The sequence below is a fragment of the Photobacterium kasasachensis genome, assembly GCF_050336885.1.
Lineage (GTDB): Bacteria > Pseudomonadota > Gammaproteobacteria > Enterobacterales > Vibrionaceae > Photobacterium > Photobacterium kasasachensis.
The window spans coordinates 348,103-367,161 of record NZ_JAKJSH010000007.1; the positions used below are offsets into that span (position 1 = coordinate 348,103).

General features: G+C 49.0%; 17 protein-coding genes. 13 read left to right on the plus strand and 4 right to left on the minus strand.

Features of this window, described 5'->3' with window-relative positions:
* Positions 1-33 precede the first annotated feature (33 nt).
* The 3 genes from L4D19_RS11395 to ygeW form a co-directional block, all read right to left on the minus strand.
* Entirely contained in the window at positions 34-1,251 is a 1,218-nt protein-coding gene (locus L4D19_RS11395) for a YgeY family selenium metabolism-linked hydrolase (protein WP_160650132.1), read from the minus strand.
* Positions 1,252-1,536: 285 nt separating this feature from the next.
* The gene (gene dpaL / locus L4D19_RS11400; protein ID WP_428452562.1) at positions 1,537-2,739 is read right to left on the minus strand and encodes a diaminopropionate ammonia-lyase; all 1,203 of its coding nucleotides are present in this window, start codon (positions 2,737-2,739) and stop codon (positions 1,537-1,539) included.
* 142 nt (positions 2,740-2,881) lie between these two features.
* Positions 2,882-4,069, minus strand: coding sequence for a knotted carbamoyltransferase YgeW (gene ygeW / locus L4D19_RS11405; protein WP_428452563.1), 1,188 nt, complete (start codon positions 4,067-4,069; stop codon positions 2,882-2,884).
* Positions 4,070-4,477: 408 nt separating this feature from the next.
* Here ygeW and L4D19_RS11410 point away from each other — a divergent pair, with 408 nt between their 5' ends.
* Positions 4,478-6,235 (plus strand): sigma 54-interacting transcriptional regulator, encoded by a 1,758-nt coding sequence (locus L4D19_RS11410; protein WP_160650134.1) that lies wholly within the window; start codon positions 4,478-4,480, stop codon positions 6,233-6,235.
* 85 nt (positions 6,236-6,320) lie between these two features.
* Here the strand turns inward: L4D19_RS11410 and L4D19_RS11415 are convergent, their stop codons facing one another.
* Positions 6,321-6,779 (minus strand): RNA-binding S4 domain-containing protein, encoded by a 459-nt coding sequence (locus L4D19_RS11415; RefSeq protein WP_428452564.1) that lies wholly within the window; start codon positions 6,777-6,779, stop codon positions 6,321-6,323.
* A gap of 142 nt (positions 6,780-6,921) precedes the next feature.
* On the opposite strand from L4D19_RS11415, the gene L4D19_RS11420 reads away from it, so the two are divergent.
* The 12 genes from L4D19_RS11420 (at position 6,922) to L4D19_RS11475 (ending at position 18,854) form a co-directional block, all read left to right on the plus strand.
* Complete coding sequence (locus L4D19_RS11420) at positions 6,922-7,419, plus strand: NUDIX hydrolase (protein ID WP_428452565.1); 498 nt, start codon at positions 6,922-6,924, stop codon at positions 7,417-7,419.
* Between the two features lie 150 nt (positions 7,420-7,569).
* Positions 7,570-7,743 (plus strand): hypothetical protein, encoded by a 174-nt coding sequence (locus tag L4D19_RS11425; protein WP_428452566.1) that lies wholly within the window; start codon positions 7,570-7,572, stop codon positions 7,741-7,743.
* Positions 7,744-7,869: 126 nt separating this feature from the next.
* A complete protein-coding gene (locus L4D19_RS11430) occupies positions 7,870-8,679 on the plus strand; it encodes a TPR end-of-group domain-containing protein (RefSeq protein ID WP_428452651.1) in 810 nt (269 codons plus the stop codon).
* Positions 8,680-8,846: 167 nt separating this feature from the next.
* On the plus strand, positions 8,847-10,313 hold the full coding sequence (locus tag L4D19_RS11435; protein WP_428452567.1) for a DEAD/DEAH box helicase: 1,467 nt from the start codon (positions 8,847-8,849) through the stop codon (positions 10,311-10,313).
* 77 nt (positions 10,314-10,390) lie between these two features.
* Complete coding sequence (locus tag L4D19_RS11440) at positions 10,391-11,683, plus strand: rhodanese-like domain-containing protein (protein ID WP_428452652.1); 1,293 nt, start codon at positions 10,391-10,393, stop codon at positions 11,681-11,683.
* Positions 11,684-11,973: 290 nt separating this feature from the next.
* Entirely contained in the window at positions 11,974-13,152 is a 1,179-nt protein-coding gene (locus tag L4D19_RS11445) for an aminotransferase class V-fold PLP-dependent enzyme (protein ID WP_428452568.1), read from the plus strand.
* Positions 13,153-13,252: 100 nt separating this feature from the next.
* A complete protein-coding gene (locus L4D19_RS11450; protein ID WP_428452569.1) occupies positions 13,253-14,428 on the plus strand; it encodes a double-cubane-cluster-containing anaerobic reductase in 1,176 nt (391 codons plus the stop codon).
* A complete protein-coding gene (locus L4D19_RS11455) occupies positions 14,425-15,213 on the plus strand; it encodes an acyl-CoA dehydratase activase (protein ID WP_428452570.1) in 789 nt (262 codons plus the stop codon). Before L4D19_RS11450 ends, L4D19_RS11455 begins: the two co-directional genes overlap by 4 nt.
* A 10-nt stretch (positions 15,214-15,223) precedes the next feature.
* Complete coding sequence (locus L4D19_RS11460) at positions 15,224-15,490, plus strand: putative Se/S carrier protein (RefSeq protein WP_160650150.1); 267 nt, start codon at positions 15,224-15,226, stop codon at positions 15,488-15,490.
* Positions 15,474-16,040, plus strand: coding sequence for a sulfurtransferase-like selenium metabolism protein YedF (gene yedF / locus L4D19_RS11465; RefSeq protein WP_428452571.1), 567 nt, complete (start codon positions 15,474-15,476; stop codon positions 16,038-16,040). The genes L4D19_RS11460 and yedF overlap by 17 nt, the downstream gene beginning before the upstream one ends.
* Positions 16,041-16,296: 256 nt before the next feature.
* On the plus strand, positions 16,297-16,920 hold the full coding sequence (locus L4D19_RS11470) for an NAD(P)H-dependent oxidoreductase (protein WP_428452572.1): 624 nt from the start codon (positions 16,297-16,299) through the stop codon (positions 16,918-16,920).
* Positions 16,917-18,854 (plus strand): monovalent cation:proton antiporter-2 (CPA2) family protein, encoded by a 1,938-nt coding sequence (locus L4D19_RS11475; protein ID WP_428452573.1) that lies wholly within the window; start codon positions 16,917-16,919, stop codon positions 18,852-18,854. The genes L4D19_RS11470 and L4D19_RS11475 overlap by 4 nt, the downstream gene beginning before the upstream one ends.
* Positions 18,855-19,059 lie beyond the last annotated feature (205 nt).

The window sequence follows — 19,059 nt, forward strand, 5'->3', positions numbered from 1 at the left end:
ATCATGCTAACGCTGGTTAACCAGCATCAAGGCTTATTTCTTAAGCTCTTCTAGGTACATTTGTGGGATGACAGCGTACATTGCCGCACAAGTTACCAGGTGATCTTTCCAAGTTTTCTCGTTTGGCGCGTGTGCTTCTGGCTCTTTACCAGGACCAAAGCCGATAACAGGGATACCGTAACGGCCCATGATAGAAACGCCGTTAGTAGAGAAAGTCCACTTATCAACAGTTGGTTTCTTGTCGAATAGCAGCTCGTAAGACGCTTCAAGAGTCTTAGTTGCCACATGCTCTTCGTCGATCAGCCAAGTTGGGAAGTAGCACTCAGTTGGGTAAACCAAACCTGTGTAGGCAGGACGGTTGTACTCGTACATAGACACAACTGCTTTTGCTTCCTGTACTGCAGGCAGAGCACGAATTTCGTCTAGTGCACCTTCCCAAGTTTCGCCCCAAGTCAGACGACGGTCGATAGACACAGCACAGCTATCAGCTACTGCACAACGGCTAGGAGATGTGAAGAAAATTTCAGATACAGTCAGTGTACCTTTACCCAGGAATGGGTCGTCTTTCAGGTTGTGAGACAGATCTTCCAGCTGGTTCAGGATTGGGCCCATCTTGAAGATAGCGTTGTCACCACGCTCTGGCGCAGAACCGTGACAGCTCACACCCGCAACGTCGATGCGAATTTCCATACGACCGCGCTGACCACGGTAGATCTGGCAATCTGTTGGCTCAGTAGATACGACGAACTCAGGACGGATCTTGCTTTCTTCGATGATGTACTGCCAGCATAGACCGTCACAGTCTTCTTCCTGAACGGTACCAGTTACCAGCAAGGTGTACTCGTCTTCAAGACCAAGATCTTTGATAATCTTGCCGGCATAAACCATAGAAGCCATACCGCCTTCCTGATCCGATGCACCACGGCCACCGATCACTTCGTCATCTTCCATGCCCTGGTACGGGTCGAACTCCCAGTTGTCCATGTTACCCACGCCAACGGTATCGATATGGGCATCCATTGCAATCAGATGCGGACCATGACCGATCCAACCCAATACGTTACCCATAGGGTCGATTTCTACTTTATCGAAACCAACTTTTTCCATTTCCTCTTTGATGCGCAATACGACTTTTTCTTCGTCGCAGCTTTCGCTTGGGATTGCAATCATGTCACGTAGGAACTGGCTCATATCCGCTTTGTAGTCTTGGGCTTTTTCCAACACTTTGTCGAATGGGATGTTCATTGTCATTGTAATTCTCCTTGGGCCGAACGGTGGTCATCGCGTCCGGCATGATGTTTTGTATTTGAAGTTGATTCGCCCTGTTTTCGATGACATCTACAGCGCGCTAATTAATTCTTTTTTGCTTTTATTTCAAAAAGCCATCTGAGTATTTGTGGATTTAGTTGCAACCCACTGAACCTTTATTGCTTTCTTGAAGCAATTTCGTTCGGAGGCAAAGAAGAAGCGCGGAGTTTATGACTATAAATGAGCACTTCTGATGCAGTATCCGGTCGAAATTGCAATAAGAAACAATTAAAGCGTTGGGTGCTTGCCTTGCCATACCACTTCACGGTAGTGAACAGGATCGGTATCCCCTTCGGTGTTTACCAGCAGCACGACTGAGTCTTTGTTCAGGCCCAGTTTTTCCATCAGCTTTTCGCGCTCTGGGTGGTAGTAAACAGCGGCCAGCATACCTGCGCCTACGGCACCTGATTCACCGGAGACAACCCTTGGGTCTGTGCCTAGCGGGTTACCCAGTACTCGCATACCTAGTGCGGCTACGCTGTCCTGACAGGAAACGAACTGAGTCGAGCAGTCGCGCAGTACCGGCCAGCCAATCGGGTTAGGTTCGCCACAGGCCAGGCCAACCATGATGGTTGCCAAATCGCCTTCGACATTTACCATCTCTCCCTGAACGCTGATACCTGAACGGTAGATGCAGTCAGCCAGATCCGGTTCGACAATCACTGAATGCAGCTTGTCGGCACCGTATTGGTCGCAAAGGTAGCCCAGTACACCGCCGGCCATTGCACCAACGCCTGCCTGCAGGAAGACGTGTGTCGGACGCTCTACCTGCTGCTCTTTCATTTGGTCGACAGCTTCTGCTGCCATGGTGGTATAGCCCTGCATGATCCAAGTTGGGATTTCTGTATAGCCTTCCCAAGCGGTGTCCTGCACAACTTTCCAGTTGTTCTCTTCGGCCGTTTTAATCGCCAGGCGAACGGTGTCGTCATAGTTCATGTCGGTAACGATGCATTCAGCGCCCAGGGCACGAATGTTATTAACACGCTCGTCGGCTGCGCCTTTTGGCATGTAGACCACGGCATTCTGGCCGAGTTTGTTAGCTGCCCATGCCACCCCACGTCCGTGGTTACCGTCTGTGGCGGTCGCAAAGGTCATTTTTTCAGGGATATCGTTTTTCAGTTTGTCGAAATCAAAAGCATTGATGTCGAGCTTGAATTCGTCGCATAGCAAGCGGGCAATCGCGTAAGCACCACCAAGCATCTTGAAGGCACATAAATCAAAACGGTGGGCTTCGTCTTTAATTAAAATTTTGCCAACGCCGATCTCTTTGGCTAAGCAGTCGAGAGAGTGCAAAGGCGTGGGTTGGTAGCCTTCAACTTTCTGATGGAAGGCGCGGGCTTTTTCCGCTTCATCAATGGTGAATAGAGGAGATTGCTGACCGTTATAATGGCGGTTATCGGCTATCTCCATTTTTAGAGAGAATGTAGACACGACCAGACCTCATTGAATGAATTGAGTTAAAAATGCGGGGGAACCGGGATCTGTGCCCCCGCGAAAGGGCTAGAATTAGCCAAGTTTTGTAGCTGTGGCATATATCAGATACTGATAGGGTGGAGTATCCGATATCAACTCGTTACTTAACGCGCTTTTCAGCTTCGTCCAATAACTCTTGCAGAACATCACCAGGTTCCTGGTACTTACGGTTCATAATCATTGCAGCAATGATATATGGCTTCCAGCTTGCTTCTTTGTAAGTGGCGATACGGTATTTCTCGAATACTGACTCTTCCACTTCACCTTCTTTACAAGAAACACCTGTGATATCGGCAGGCAGACAGTGCATGTATAGTGCTTCACCGTCTTTGGTCTTCTTCATCATTTCTTCGGTGCAGTGCCAATCTTTGTGGTTGGCGTTCTGAGCCAGACATTCCTGCTCAAGTGCTTTCAAGCCATCGTGGTCATTGGCACGAAGCAACTCGGTACGACGACCCATTACCTGATAAGGCGCCCATGATTTTGGATACACGATGTCAGCATCTTCGAAGGCTTCTTCCATTGAGGAAACCTGAGTGAAGCTACCGCCAGATGCTTCTGCATTCTTACGCGCTTCTTCAACCACTTCAGGAATTAGGTCGTAACCTTCTGGGTGAGCCAGAGTCACATCCATACCGAAACGAGTCATCAGGCCGATGATGCCCTGAGGCACAGATAGCGGCTTACCGTAGCTTGGAGAATAAGCCCAGGTCATCGCAATCTTCTTGCCTTTCAGCTTGTCCAGGCCACCGAAGTGCTCTTCCAACCATGCCAAGTCAGCCATAGACTGAGTTGGGTGGTCGATATCACACTGCAGGTTAACCAGTGCAGGACGGTGTGGTAATACGCCTTCCTTAACACCATCATCCAACGCTTCGCCAACTTCACGCATATAGGCGTTACCGGCACCCAGGTACATGTCATCACGGATACCGATGGCATCAGCACAGAATGAAATCATGTTGGCTGTTTCACGGACGGTTTCACCGTGAGCGATTTGAGATTTGCCTTCGTCAAGATCCTGCTGGGCTAGGCCTAGCATGTTGATGGCAGATGCATAAGAGAAACGGGTACGGGTGGAGTTATCACGGAACAGTGAAATACCCAGACCATTTTTGAATACGTTTGTTGCAATATTTTCCTGGCGCATTGCTTTTAGTGCCTGCGCGGTTTTTAATACGCGCTCCAGCTCTTCCGGGCTCTGCTCCCAAGTTAAAAGGAAATCTTTATTATGAAGTTCAGATTTTAGTTCATTGATTTCCTTGATTAGTTCATTAATGCTTTTCATTTTATTCTTCCCAGTAATTAAATTTGTTATATCGTGTCCGGCTGGAAAAAGTCTGTAGGGTTAAAACAGACAGCTGACTCTCCTATTCCAATATCTGTGCCAACAACGAAACAAAACGGAAAAATAAACAAAAAAAAGCCGTCAGCCCTTGAATTACAAGGGGTAAGAAATTTGGAAGCGATTTATTGCTAACTGGTGTTCTTGTCGCACGCTATCACTCACTATCAGTGATAGCGACCAAAATGATAGCGCCCCAGATGCGCTTTATCATATTGATATTCAGGTGTGACCTCGCTTGCAATTCCTATTTCGCATCACGAATCCAATGGGAAACACTGACTTATATCAAGCAGACATCATTCATTCTTGAGTAACTTTGTTAAGTCTTTCCCAAAATAGACCTGAATTATGTTGAAAAACGCCCAGCAATCCGAACTCATGCAACTGCAGCCCACCATACTGCGCTTTACACAAATGCTTTCAGCCGTACTTCAGCTGGATGCAGAGGTCGTTGATGCCGATTTGGTCCGTATCGCCGGCACCGGGCCTTACAGCAAATTCTTTGGTAAGAAACTCAATACAAGTTCAAGAATTTTCCGATATATTCTTGAAACACATAGAGAAAAGGTTGTTGTTAAATCTCGTACCGATCCACTGTGCGATGGCTGTTCCAACAAAGCAACCTGTCGAGAAACGGCATTCCTCGGTGTCCCTATCATGGCCGAGGATCGCTGTATCGGAGTGATCAGCCTGGTGGCCTTCACCGAAGAGTCGCGCGAGAGAATCAAAGAAAATGTTCAGTTATTCTCTGACTACATTCAGCACATTTCCCAAATAGTAGTCGCCAAAGTATTGGCCAGTGATAATGAACATGATGATGGGCTTGATGAAGTATTTACCAGCCTGATAGAAAACATGGATCAGGGGGTATTAGTATTAGACGGTAACAGCCGGGTAAAATATGGTAACCAGCCAGCGCTGAATAATCTCAATATAGAACGCGAAGAGTTGTCCCGTGTCGAAGTCAATATTCAGCCTCTGTCCTTTCATAATAATGAATTAAAAGGACATCAGCAGCACATCATATCGCTTGGCGAACGTCAGGAGCTGGTTGTCGGCCAATTTCATGACGCCCGTGGTCACCAGCTTTTTTTAATGGCTTTCCATCAACCAAATAAATCTTTTGCAATCAATGAACCGCAGCCGCAATTTACCAGCGTGATTGGTGAATGCAAAAAAATGCGTCAGTTAAAAACCTTAATATCACGGATCGCCAGCAGCCCGTCGAGTGTGCTAATTAACGGTGAAAGCGGTACGGGTAAAGAAGTGATTGCCCATGCGGTGCATGATTTAAGTACCCGAAGCGATAAGCCCTTTATTGCCATTAACTGTGCCGCGATACCTGATCAGCTTCTCGAAAGTGAACTGTTCGGTTATGTCAAAGGCGCTTTTACCGGCGCGTCCACCAAAGGCAAGACGGGTTTGATACAGGCTGCCAACAAGGGCACCTTGTTCCTGGATGAAATTGGCGATATGTCGATGACCCTTCAGGCCAAACTGCTGAGGGTACTGGAAGAGCGAGAAGTGATGCCGATTGGCTCAAACACCTCAATCCCGATCGATATTCGAATTGTATCGGCAACCAACCGCAACTTCGCTGAAATGATTGCCTCGAACAAATTCCGGGAAGACTTGTACTATCGTCTCAACGTGATCCCTATTCACCTCCCACCACTGAAAGAACGCGAAGGTGATGTCGAGCTACTGGTACAGTTCTTCCTCGATATACATACCCGAAAAATCGGCGTGAGCTACCCGGGAATTGCATCCGAAGCCATGGCCCGACTCAATGCCTATCACTGGCCCGGCAACGTACGTGAACTGAGTAACCTGATTGAATATTTGGTGAACGTGGTACCGGAAGGCGATACGATTGACGTCGACTTACTGCCACCTTATTTCGAGCAGGCCAAAGTCGAGCACCAGGTCGAGAATATTCACGCTGACGAGTGCGCGATGAGTCTTGAAGAAATGGAAAAAATCCGCATCGAGGAAGCGATAAACCGGTTAAGCAACCGCAAGCTGGTTGCCGACGAGCTGGGTATCGGTATTGCCACGCTTTACCGAAAAATCAAGAAATACGGCCTCAGCGTCAACAGCCATTAATACCGAATAACCACTTCTACGTACTCACCATAAAAAGAAACTGCCATTTTTGGCAGTTTCTTTTTTCTTAATAGCACCTAACGGGCTAGAAGCTAATTGGCTTGCGACCGGTTGACTGATCGGCCGGTCCGGCTTGGCTCTCCGATTTTTTCTTTCCACCAGCTTTATTGCCGCGTGTTTTTTTGCCCGATGCCGACTTGTTGCCTCTGCCTTTTCCTGATGCCTGCTTGGCACCTGGCTTGTCTGCTTTTTTCGCTGTTTTAGGCATTGCCAGCTCAGGCTCCTGCGGTGATTCATCAACAGGCTGGTCACAAATCACAACGTAGAATTCATTGTTAAATTCGATCACATCGCCGTCATACATCTTACGGCGCTTACGTTGCTCCAGCTCACCATTAACAGCCACATAGCCTTCGGCAATGGCATATTTTGCTTCACCGCCGCCACTGACCGCATTAGCAATTTTCAAAACCTTGTAGAGCTCGATAGGCTGGGCTGATACCTCAACCGCCAACGCTTCTACTTCATATTCTTCTTCAGACATCGTATAAACCGAACATGGACAATTTCGAGCTATAATACCTTATTCTACGGCTTGATATATACCCAAGTCGCCTTGCATAACTGGCAATCCTCTATCGGCTACGCTATCCTCGCGCCTTTCAACCAACCGGTAGCATAACAAGATGTATTGCCCTTCGTGCGGTCAGCCGACCTTCTCGCCACAATCGGAAAAATCATTTCAGTGTAGTCAATGCGACTTTACCTTCTTTCAGAATACGGCCTCGGCGGTCCTTGCTGTTATTCGCTGTCAGGATGAAATTCTGGTTGCAACCCGCGCACGAGAGCCCGGCAAAGGGATGTGGGACTTTCCCGGTGGATTTGTCGATCATGATGAATCCCTCGAGCAGGCTCTGCATCGCGAGCTGCAGGAAGAACTGAATTTTCAGCCAGCCCCAGACAAAGCGAACTACTTTGGCTCGTATCCGAACACCTATGTCTATAAGAATGTCGAGTATAAAACCTGCGACGCCTTTTTTGCCGTTGACTTAGCGAATAAGCCCGAGCTGACGGCAGGTGATGATGTCGCAGACGTAGCATGGGTCAAGATTAACGAGCTGGCGCCTGAAAAATTCGCCTTTGCCTCTGTCAGAAAGGCACTTGCACTTTACCTTGCAAAGTAACCATATCTACGCCTACAAACGTTGCGCCGGTGTGATCTACGCCTGTTTACTCATCCCTAACAAATCATGACAAGGATGATGATTTTTTAACCACCAGACGACAGGATGTTGTTAATTAACTAATTTATATTTCGTTCGAGGGTATTCTTCATGCTTACATTTAACAAGGTGCATGTCTTTTCTAACCTGCCAGACGCCGAGATTTCTGATGATGCTCCGCAACCTTCCGGTGCCGAGCTAGCTCGCGAAAAGAAACGTCTGGCCACGCTGGCCTCGGTTCAGCAAACAGGCGGTTTTGAGCCAGAGGAATGCCGCCACCAGTAGTTACCTCAAATCTCTCGACATCCTCCCTTTATCTGCCCGGCAAGTTAGGTATATAGTCAGCAACTACTAGCTAATTGACTGTTAAAGGACTCAGAGATGTATAAGTGGCTGTTATCTGTGCTTGTTATGGCTATGCTGTCTTGGCCGGCATTGGGGGAAGAATACTCGCAGGAAAGTATGTATGACAAACCCCTGATGGAAAGATATGTCCTTGACGAACTCAAAGCGCTGCGTACCGATCAGCAGGATCTTGAGCGCAGGCTCACTATCGAGATCACCGACCGCGAGTTGAGTGTCGCCGACAAGTCGATGAACTATGCCAATGTCACCGTAACTTACTTCTTCTATCTTATTGCCGGCGCCGCTTCGCTATTTGCTCTAATAGGCTGGCAGTCATTGAAAGAGATCAAAGAAAACACCAAGCAAATGGCCGATCAGCAGTTGCATGATATCGCCGAACAATATGAGAAGAAGTTCCAGTTACTTGAACGCGACCTGAAACGAAAAACGCGGATCATAGCCCAGAACAACAAGGAGATTGAGATCATCAATGAGGTCCATAATCTCTGGCTAAGAGCTCAAGGTTCACAGACTCCCGAGCAAAAGATGGAAGTGTACGACGAAATCCTGAAAATTCGTCCCGGCGATCTCGAAGCCCTGACCCATAAAGCCGATGCGGCCATGGAAATTCGTGAATTCCACTGGGCTCTGAGTATCTGTAACCGGGTGCTTGAAGTCGATACCAGCAATGCACATGCCCTATACCAGCGTGCCTGCGCCTATGCCTGCCTGGGGGCCGAAGAACAGGCCATCATGGATTTAGAGCAGGCCATTTTGGGCAGTGCCTCGCTCAAAGAGCTGGCTAGTGAAGAGCAAGACTTCGAATCACTCCAGGGCAACGAGCGCTTTGAGAACTTGATTGCGACAACAGACTAACAACTGACAGTCCGACCTTAACATCAAAATTATCCGGGCCTGTTTGTCATTCGCCGAGAAACGCTGAAGATAAACGGCCCCTAGCACTTTCCCCTCCTCTACTGTAAGCTAGCCGGCTTCCTGCCTCACGCTATGAGGCGGTTTTTAATTTTGATTGAGACTATCTTATGAGTTTTGCCTCTCTGGGCCTATGTACCCCAATCCTTGAAGCTGTTGCTAACCAAGGCTATGAAAAACCTTCCCCTATTCAGGCTCAGGCAATCCCTGCCGTGCTCGAAGGCAAGGATGTCATGGCGGCGGCGCAAACAGGGACAGGCAAAACTGCAGGTTTTACCCTACCAATTCTGGAGCGTTTGTCGAAAGGTCCCAAGGTCCGTTCCAACCAGGTCCGCGCTCTGGTTCTAACCCCTACCCGTGAACTTGCGGCACAGGTTGGCGAAAACGTTGCTACCTATTCCAAGCGACTTCCGCTTAGCTCGGCGGTTGTTTTTGGCGGGGTCAAAATCAACCCTCAGATGATGCGCATGCGCCAGGGTGCCGATGTACTGGTTGCCACTCCGGGCCGCCTGCTTGATCTATACAATCAAAACGCAGTCAAATTCAATCAGCTTGAAGTGCTGGTACTCGATGAAGCCGATCGTATGCTGGATATGGGCTTTATCCGCGACATCCGAAAAATCCTGGCAGTGCTGCCAAAAAATCGCCAAAACCTACTCTTCTCGGCAACTTTCTCTGACGAAATCCGCGCGCTGGCAAAAGGCCTGGTAAACGATCCGGTTGAGATTTCTGTTACCCCGCGCAATGCTGCGGCGCCGAGCGTTAAACAGTGGGTTCACCCGGTTGACAAGAAAAAGAAATCAGCCGTTCTGACCAAGCTGATCCAGGAAAACAAATGGAAACAAGCACTGGTATTTACCCGTACCAAGCATGGTGCCAACCGCCTGACGACCTTTCTTGAGGCTCGTGACATTAAAGCGGCCGCCATTCACGGCAACAAGAGCCAGGGTGCCCGTACCAAGGCCCTTGCTAATTTCAAGAGCGGTGAAGTACGCATTCTGGTCGCGACCGACATTGCAGCCCGTGGTATCGACATCGACCAGCTGCCTCAGGTCGTTAACTTTGACCTGCCAAATGTAGCCGAAGACTATGTACACCGTATTGGCCGTACCGGCCGTGCTGGTGCCGAGGGTCAGGCTATCTCGCTGGTCTGCGCCGATGAGTATAAAGAGCTGACGGCTATCGAGCGCCTTACTCAGCAGATCCTACCGCGCGAGGAAGTGTTTGGCTTTACGCCGGTCAACAAGCTGCCTGAATCACAACCGCTTCGTCCGCTGAAAGCCAAAAAACCAAAGAAACCAAAAAAGCCGAAAGCTGAGCACAAAGACGGCCAACGTTCTGGTGATAATGCAAGCGGCCACCGTACTGCATCTAAGAAACCGGGCGCCAACAAGTCAAGTGGCAATAAGAAGCCTCATTCTCGTCGCAACAGCAGCGGCAGCAATGACAGTAAGCCGCAGGGGAAAAAGCCCAACGGCAGTAAGTCCCAGAGCCGAAAGCCACAGGATCGTAAACCACAAAGCAACCAAACGTCAGGCTCCGGAAACAAGAGCAGAAAAACACGTACAACAGCATAAGTCTGTGATCTTATATAAATTATGAACCAGGATGGCGTTATATAATGCCATCCTTATTTCACTACTGGGCCATGCACATGTTTTCTGTCAGACGGTTACTATTCCCACTCATAACCCTTGTAAGTACCCCGCTTATGGCAACCACTTTTGATGAGCTAGCCAAGTTACCGCCTAGCGATATTCAGGTGATCGACTGTCGCTCGAGCAACAACTACAACGGCTGGCCCGAAGCCTCGCAAACCCGAGGCGGACACTTTCCCGGCGCGATCAACTTTGATTCAGACTGGTTAAGCACCCTTCGCCCTCCACATCTGGAACACCTGCTTCAGAGCAAAGGGATCGAATTAACCAAACCGACTTTCCTTTACTGCGAACCAGAGAAGGCCAATGTCCTGCTTAAGCAGCTTGATAACATCGGCATCAACAACGTTTCGACTATTTCGCAGAATATCAGCGACTATTCCGGTCAGCTTGACCGACTGGCGAAATTTGAGCAGCTGGTGACACCGCAATGGCTAAAACAGGTTATCGACGGTGAACAAGCGCTCTATGCGCCGGAAAAAGGCTTTAAGGTCGTTGAAGTCGCTTGGGGGCCGCCAACCAAATACCTGGCTGCCCACATTCCTGGCGCACTGTATCTAAACACTAATAAGATCGAGTCTGAACCTTGGTGGAACCGGTTAGACGATAAGAAGCTGGCTGAGACAGTCAAGCAGCTCGGTATTCGTTTTGATACGACTGTTGTCCTGTATGGCCGCGACAACACCGCAGCCGCTCGCGCCGCCAGTATTCTTATGTACGCCGGTGTCGATGATGTACGCCTGCTCAACGGTGGTTGGAAGTCGTGGGTAAACGCCGGTTACCGTACCGAGCCAATGCTCAACAAGGCACCAAAACATGTCGACTTCGGCCGTCCGATCCCTTCCCGTCCTGAGCTGATCATTGATGTACCGGAAGCCAGAGCGATCCTCGATGATCCTGAGCACAAATCTCTGGTCAGTATCCGTAGCTGGGAAGAATACATTGGCAATACCAGTGGCTATAAATACATCAAGCCAAAAGGTCGCATTACCGGTTCGAAATGGGGCCATGCAGGTTCTGACGCCTACCACCTTGAAGACTTCCGTAACCCGGATGACACCATGATCAGCGCCGATATTATTGAGGCCTTCTGGAAAGACTGGGGCATTAACGAGTCGCAGGAAGTCTCCTTCTACTGCGGTACCGGCTGGCGCGCTTCTGAAACCTTTTTCTATGCCTATGTCATGGGCTGGGAAGACATCAGCGTCTTCGACGGCGGCTGGTTCGAGTGGAGCGGCGATCCCGCCAATCCAAGCTCGACAGGAGATGTGGCACCTGACCACAGCTAATTCTCCTACTACCCATTTACCCATTTCAATCTGACTGACACTGCTGACACAGAATTATCACCAGATAATATCTGTGTCAGCACGGCTTCCATACATTTCATTTACATACCACGTTATCAACTCAAATTATCAATAATTACTGGTAGTTAATCGCCCTTATATGCGATCTATTTCACTGAAATCTTTATAATAAACACTAATATAAACGCCGCATCTCCTTGAGGAGCAGCACTTCGTGTCGTCATACCGCGACTAACTGGTGTTTCTGGCTGGATTCTTCTGAGATACACATGACAGCCGAGTATAGGGATAGTGAAATCATGATTTACCTTGATCACGCGGCAACCAGTAACCCTAAGCCTGCACAGGTTGTTGAGGCTATGACTCGTTATATTAGTCAGGATTGTGCTAACCCCGGCAGGGCAAGCCACCCTTTGGCCAATGATGCAAGCCGCCTGATCTTTGAAACCAGAGAAAGACTACTCAATTTCTTTAGCGCCAGCGATGATGCCCATGTTGTATTTACCGGCAACATTACAGAGTCCCTAAACTTGGCATTAAAAGGCCTGTTGGTACCCGGTGATCAAGTAATTGTGAGCAGCATGGAACACAACGCCATGATGCGGCCATTACGCCAGCTGGAACAAGAAGGCGTCATTGTTACCGTTGTCCCTTGCTGCCCGAACACAGGCCTTATCAAGGTAGCTGATCTCAAAGCGGCGATGACCCCACAAACCAAACTAGTTGCCATCAATCACGCATCTAATACCTTTGGCACCATTCAACCTATCGCCCACATTGGCCAGTTGTGCCGCCAGCAAGGTTGTATATTTCTCGTTGATACCGCTCAGACTGCGGGAGTCATACCTATCGATATGGAAGCATCCTGTATTGATTTGCTGGCATTCACCGGACATAAAGGGCTTATGGGACCGATGGGGATTGGTGGCCTGGTTATTGGTGACAACTTGCAAGGCGTGACTATCAAACCGCTCATCACTGGTGGAACTGGAAGTAACTCAGAATTAGAAGTGCAACCTGACTTTCTACCCGACGCTCTGGAAAGCGGTACACCAAACCTGCCGGGAATTGCCGGATTAAATGCGGGGATTAGTTGGTTACAGGATAACACCGTCGACGCTGTGTCCCAACACGAACAAACACTGACCAGACAACTAGTTAAGGGGCTACAAGCCATTCCTGGCGTGATTCTTTATGGCCCGGACCATACTCAGCCTCGTGTCGGCGTCGTCTCCTTTACGATCAAAGATAAAGATAACGGCGAAATTGATGAACTGCTGGCCTATGAACATGGTATCTACTGCCGAACCGGCCTGCATTGCGCACCTGCCGCACATAAAACACTTGGCACTTTCCCTAACGGCACCATACGGCTAAGTATTGGCGCGTTTACGACATCAGAACAAATCGTGCAAGCCATATCGGCAATAAAGCAGTTGGCCTCCTAAGGCCACTAATCCGGAACGATTTCTCGGTATCAGGAGCTATCCGTAGCCAACACCTGGTAGCCGTCAGCTAATTACAATTCAATGAATATAAAGGGATGCTATGTTAGAAGCGAGCAAGGGCGATGTCACGCCAGAACAAACAGTACCATCACCGTTGGACTACTTTAAAAGTGCCATATCCGATGAAATCCGCTACGTCTCAGAACAAAAACAAGCGGGGCATGGGATCGTCGGTTTTTACTGCGAATTCACGCCAAGAGATCTGATTCTGGCGGCCGGTGCAACCCCCATATGTCTTTGCGGTACCAGTCAAAATACCATTACCCATGCTGAAACCGTACTGCCTTCGAATTTATGTCCTCTTATCAAATCATCCTATGGTTACGCCCTCACCGGAGGCTGCCCGCTACTCAATGATTCGGATCTGTTAGTCGCCGAAACAACCTGCGACGGCAAAAAGAAAATGTATGAAGTCTTGTCTCAGGACAAAAACATGCATGTTCTTGAGCTTACTCAGAAGTCAGACAAAGAACGTGCTTTTCGGCACTGGCTGGCCGAAGTCGAGGAATTGAAGCAGAAACTCGAGCAAACCTTCCAGACCGACATCACAGAGGAAAAATTACGCGCAGCAATTAAGGCGATGAATGAAGAACGCCGCCTGATCCTTGCAATCCAGGAACTCGGTCAGCATAAACCCGCCATCGTATCAGGTTATGAAATCGCACAGACCCGCTACCGTGTTGCTGGCTTTTCTAAACACCTTGAGCAAATGAAGAACTTTTTGGCAATGGCTAACCAGCGTTTAGAGCAAGGCTACCAGGTCGCGCCCGCCAGCGCTCCTCGCGTTCTTCTTACAGGCTGCCCTACCGGTCATGGCACAGAGAAACTCATTGAGATTATCGAAGAGTGTGGCGGTGTTGTCGTCGTCCAGGAAGCTTGCTCCGGGATTAAAGGGGTATACGAAGAGGTCTCTGAGCAAGGCGATCCACTAGAAGCAATTGCTCGCAAGCACTTTAATATCCCTTGCTCTTGTATGACCCCGAATGAAGGCAGAAAGGGTTTACTGAAAAAACTCGCCAGGGATTATCAGGCAGATGCTGTCATCGACTTGGTCTGGCAGGCTTGCCACACCTACAACGTTGAGTCTGTCTTAATCAACGAATTTGTACGTAAAGAGCTAGGACTTGCTTACCTGAAGGTAGAAACCGATTACTCCAGCTCAGACCGGGAGCAACTAAAAGTTCGGGTACAAACCTTGTTGGAGTTAGCTCAATGATCACATGTGGCGTTGATATCGGGTCCCGAACCATAAAGATGGTTATGTTTGACGGCCAGAATATTATCGATTCAGCGGTCACCTTAAGTGGTGCCGCACCGAGAGACAACGCAGAACGTTTGTATTCTGACATGCTCGCTGCCAACCAATGTAACCGCTCAGATGTGGCAATGACAGTCGCAACAGGCTACGGCAGAAACTACTTCGAACTCGCCGATAAAGCCTCTTCAGAAATCATCTGCCACACGGCAGGCGTCGCCTACCTATGCCCGCTAGCCAGAACCATCATAGATATTGGTGGCCAGGATTCCAAAGTGGTTAAGGTTTCCGAGAATGGCAAAGTGGACGACTTTGTGATGAACGATCGCTGCGCTGCAGGTACCGGAAAATTCATTGAGATGGTCGCCCATACTCTGGATATGTCATTGGATGAAACAGGAACGGCCGCTTTAACCACCAACGAAATTTGTGAAATCTCATCAATGTGCGCCGTTTTTGCCGAATCAGAAGTCATTGGTTTGCTTCATAAAGGTGTACCCGCAGAGGTCATTCTCCGTGGAGTATTCCATTCTGTGGCCAAACGCGTTGTATCTCTGGGTCGAAAGATCGGGTTTGCCGAACCCATCGTGTTTACCGGTGGTGTGGCACAAAATCCGGGCGTGCTAGAAGCGATTCAGGCCCAGGTAGGAAGCCTGTCTGTTGACATTCCAAGCCACCCTCAACTTACCGGTGCACTAGGCGCCGCCATTATTGGCCAGCAAGTTGCTGCCCAAAATTCATTGTAAAGCGAGTTCAATGGAAGATTCAGTTACTTACATTATTACTTTCAATTCAAGCCATCAGGCCTTGAAAGCGGAAAGCAAACTCAAAAAGGCTGCATTACTGCCAAAGCTGATCAGCTCTCCGAGAGCGATTAGCTCAAAATGCGGGTTCTGCATCGCACTGGAAAAGTGTGACAGGCCGAATATGACGGATACGCTCAAACAGTTAAACGTGGAATACACCCATTTATATACAAGAAAACTTCTCAATGGAGTAAAGCATTATGATCAACAAGATTGATGTTCGCGGAGTCTCACAACAACAGGCTCTCAATCTGGTAGAAACTGTTTTCGAAGACCAAAACCATAGCAACGTCGAAATTCTCAGCTCAGATCAAGCGATTACGACAGCCCTGATAGACAACCTGATAAAGAAAGGGTTAACCGTCGAGGAAGTCCTACAGACTCCTGAAGGACAAACAATTATCGCCAGCACCAGTCACCAGCAAACTATATTGCCAAAGTCCTATGTTATCGAAAACAACACGCTTGGTCAGGGAAATGAAGTGATCGGTCAAAAGCTGATAAATGCTTTATTCAATGTCAGTTCCGATTATGAACAGGTGCCGGCATCGATCTTTTTTGTTAACACTGGCGTGAAGCTCTGTATCGACCAGGCAGACACTGTCGATGCGCTGCAAAAACTGCAAGAGAAAGGCACTGATATCATAGTTTGCGGTACTTGTCTGGACTTCTTCGAGCTCAAAGATAAGCTTGCGGTTGGTCGTATCGGCACCATGCATGATCTTATTGGTATTTATCACGGCCAAAATCAAGTGATAAGCCTTTAGGCGAAACTAGCAAAGCGCCATGTCGCGCAGTCCATTACCTGCGCGACAATTACACCCGCTATTATCACCTATAACAAATTTAATCACACCTGACTGTTGCCAACATCCCTAGTTACCCGCCCGTATACCTGACAGACGAGTCTCACGAACAGAGTACCGCTATCTCCTATAATGGTTGCAAGCTACCAGGCAAGAAGTAAGATGAGAAAAATCTGAATATGTTGCAACCAATCTTAGATTTATAGTAAGGAACACTATGAGCCAAAAGGTATTGGTGCTTTTTGCACATCCTTCTCAGCACCGCTCTGAGGTCAACCAGCCGTTGTTTGATCTAGCCAAGCAAATTGATGGTGTCACGGCCGTCGACTTGTATGCGGAATACCCGACTTTCAACATCAATATTGACCGCGAACAGCAGCGGTTGGTCGACCATGACGTGATTATTTTTCAGTTTCCCCTCTACTGGTATTCCACCCCTGCTATTTTGAAAGAATGGCAAGATCTGGTGCTGGAATATAGCTTTGCATATGGCCCTGATGGCGACGCATTAACGGGAAAAGCTTTTTTCTGCTCGCTAACGGCTGGCGGTACTGCCGATGCTTACCATGCTGACGGCTATAACCATTTCACTATTCGCCAGCTACTCTCCCCCCTTGAACAAATGGCCAGCCTGACCGGGATGTTCTATCTCCCGCCTTTTGCCCTGTTTGGCTCACGCACAGCACTGGAAGAAGAGCGAATCGACGGCCACCTTGATGCATGGCGGGATCTGCTACAACGACTCGTCGCTGGTAACATCGATCTTGATATTGCCGCCCCGGCAGAAAAGCTCAATCACTATCTGGAAGCAAATCCGACCAATATAGCGGAGGCTAAATGACCAGTATCTTTTTACAGGCATTCGTTTATCTGGTTGCCGCCGTTATTGCCGTACCGATAGCCAAGCGGCTCGGGCTAGGCTCGGTATTAGGCTACCTCATTGCAGGTGTTGTAATTGGCCCGGTTATCGGCTTGGTCGGGGAAGAGACCACTACCATTCAGCATTTTGCCGAGTTTGGGGTAGTCATGATGCTGTTCCTCGTCGGTTTGGAACTGGAGCCTAAAATGCTGTGGGCGATGCGAAATCGCCTGATGGGACTTGGCGGCCTGCAGGTTGGAGGAACGGCTGCAGCGGTAATGGGGATCGCCTTGTTCTTCGAGCAACCCTGGACAATTGCCCTGACCATCGGCCTCATTTTTGCGCTCTCTTCCACCGCGATTGTGCTGCAAACCTTCAATGAGAAGGGCCTGACCAAAACAGAGGGTGGTCAAAACGCCTTTTCAGTTCTGCTGTTCCAGGATATTGCCGTCATCCCTATGCTGGCATTTATCCCGCTGTTGGCACTCCCCGAGCTGATAGCAAAAGCACAATCGGCAGCCACCACAGCCGCTGAGCATCATGACGAGTTAAGCCTTGTGGTTGGATTGCCAGGCTGGGCATATGGTCTGGTGATCACAGGCTCTATCATTGCGGTTGTGATTGGTGGTCATTTCCTCAGCCGCCCGCTGTTTCGTTTCGTGGCAAGCTCAGGTCTGCGCGAAATTTTTACCGCAACCGCATTAATGCTGGTGATCGGCATAGCCGCACTGATGAGCCTGGTCGGCCTGTCTCCCGCGTTAGGCACCTTCCTGGCCGGGGTCGTATTGGCGAACAGTGAATTTCGCCATGAGCTAGAGTCCAACATCGATCCGTTCAAAGGGCTATTGCTCGGACTGTTCTTCATCACTGTGGGTGCCGGCATCAACTTCTCTGTGCTATTGAATGACTTCACGATCATTATCGCTCTGACATTGGGCGTTATGCTTGTGAAGGCTCTGGTACTGTATAGTCTTGCGTTGGTCTTCAGGATCAAGGGCAGCGACCGCTGGCTGTTTACCCTCAGCCTCGCACAGGCTGGTGAATTCGGTTTCGTACTGCTTAGCTTCTCGCTGCAAAATCACGTTATTCCTGCCGATATCGCACAGATGCTCTCCCTCGTCGTCGCGCTATCGATGTTCCTGACACCGGGGCTGTTTATCCTGTTTGATAGAGTTATTCTTCCGCGGTTTGAAAAAACCTCTAACGACCGCGAAACAGACGTAATCGACGACCAGGGCACGGTCATTATCGCCGGTATCGGCCGCTTCGGGCAGATAGTCAACCGTCTGCTGGTTTCCAACGGTGTCAAAACCGTCGTACTGGATCATCAGGCCAATCAGGTCGACGTAGTCCGTCAAATTGGTACCAAGGCTTACTTTGGTGATGCCACCCGCCCTGATCTGCTGCACACTGCCGGGATAGAGCACGCCGCAGCACTTGTTGTGGCTATCGACGATCGTGAGCACAGTGTCGAGTTGGTGAAATACGTCAAACACACCTATCCGAAAGTCATAGTCATTACCCGTGCCTTTGACCGAGGCCATGGCTACCTGTTAAGGCAAGCAGGAGCAGATATCATCGAATCTGAAACCTATCACTCGGCGCTGGAAATTGGCGGACACGCGATGAAAGCACTCGGCTTGCATCCGTTCTTTGTTGAGCAACAGAAAGCCACCTATAAACGGGTCGAAGATCGTAAATCCGACAAACTCTATGCCGCCTGGGCGTCCGACTCCGAAGATGAACGTTTTGATAATAACTACCGTGATCTTTTTGTCCGTCTGGAAGAGGTGATGGCAGAAGAGATGAAAAAGGATCGCAGCGACAAGCATGCCCGCTCGGAGCGCGGCTGGACACCGCCGCCGAAAGGGTATGCCGAAGCAATTAGTGACGAGGAGCAGTCACAAAGCCATTAATCTCTTCTCTACGGCCCTTATTCAGCAAGGGCCGTAGCATCTCTGCAAAGCCAGAACAACACCTTGGCAGTTTCTGCGAAATGCAGATTGCACCCTTCAGTTCAGAGATCACGAATCCTTTAAAAACAGATCATTAGCCGTTTCTTTGTTTCCTAATACTCCTATAATTATACGCATTTGATGTCATTGACTATGTGAATGGCAG

Coding starts and splice junctions, on each gene's coding strand:
- L4D19_RS11460 (WP_160650150.1), top strand. CDS start 15,224: ATGGAAGATTCAGTTACTTACATTATTACTTTCAATTCAAGCCATCAG.
- L4D19_RS11470 (WP_428452572.1), top strand. CDS start 16,297: ATGAGCCAAAAGGTATTGGTGCTTTTTGCACATCCTTCTCAGCACCGC.
- yedF (WP_428452571.1), top strand. CDS start 15,474: ATGATCAACAAGATTGATGTTCGCGGAGTCTCACAACAACAGGCTCTC.
- L4D19_RS11425 (WP_428452566.1), top strand. CDS start 7,570: ATGCTTACATTTAACAAGGTGCATGTCTTTTCTAACCTGCCAGACGCC.
- L4D19_RS11455 (WP_428452570.1), top strand. CDS start 14,425: ATGATCACATGTGGCGTTGATATCGGGTCCCGAACCATAAAGATGGTT.
- L4D19_RS11410 (WP_160650134.1), top strand. CDS start 4,478: ATGTTGAAAAACGCCCAGCAATCCGAACTCATGCAACTGCAGCCCACC.
- L4D19_RS11435 (WP_428452567.1), top strand. CDS start 8,847: ATGAGTTTTGCCTCTCTGGGCCTATGTACCCCAATCCTTGAAGCTGTT.
- L4D19_RS11445 (WP_428452568.1), top strand. CDS start 11,974: ATGACAGCCGAGTATAGGGATAGTGAAATCATGATTTACCTTGATCAC.
- L4D19_RS11430 (WP_428452651.1), top strand. CDS start 7,870: ATGGCTATGCTGTCTTGGCCGGCATTGGGGGAAGAATACTCGCAGGAA.
- L4D19_RS11415 (WP_428452564.1), bottom strand. CDS start 6,779: ATGTCTGAAGAAGAATATGAAGTAGAAGCGTTGGCGGTTGAGGTATCA.
- L4D19_RS11450 (WP_428452569.1), top strand. CDS start 13,253: ATGTTAGAAGCGAGCAAGGGCGATGTCACGCCAGAACAAACAGTACCA.
- L4D19_RS11420 (WP_428452565.1), top strand. CDS start 6,922: ATGTATTGCCCTTCGTGCGGTCAGCCGACCTTCTCGCCACAATCGGAA.
- ygeW (WP_428452563.1), bottom strand. CDS start 4,069: ATGAAAAGCATTAATGAACTAATCAAGGAAATCAATGAACTAAAATCT.
- L4D19_RS11395 (WP_160650132.1), bottom strand. CDS start 1,251: ATGACAATGAACATCCCATTCGACAAAGTGTTGGAAAAAGCCCAAGAC.
- L4D19_RS11475 (WP_428452573.1), top strand. CDS start 16,917: ATGACCAGTATCTTTTTACAGGCATTCGTTTATCTGGTTGCCGCCGTT.
- L4D19_RS11440 (WP_428452652.1), top strand. CDS start 10,391: ATGTTTTCTGTCAGACGGTTACTATTCCCACTCATAACCCTTGTAAGT.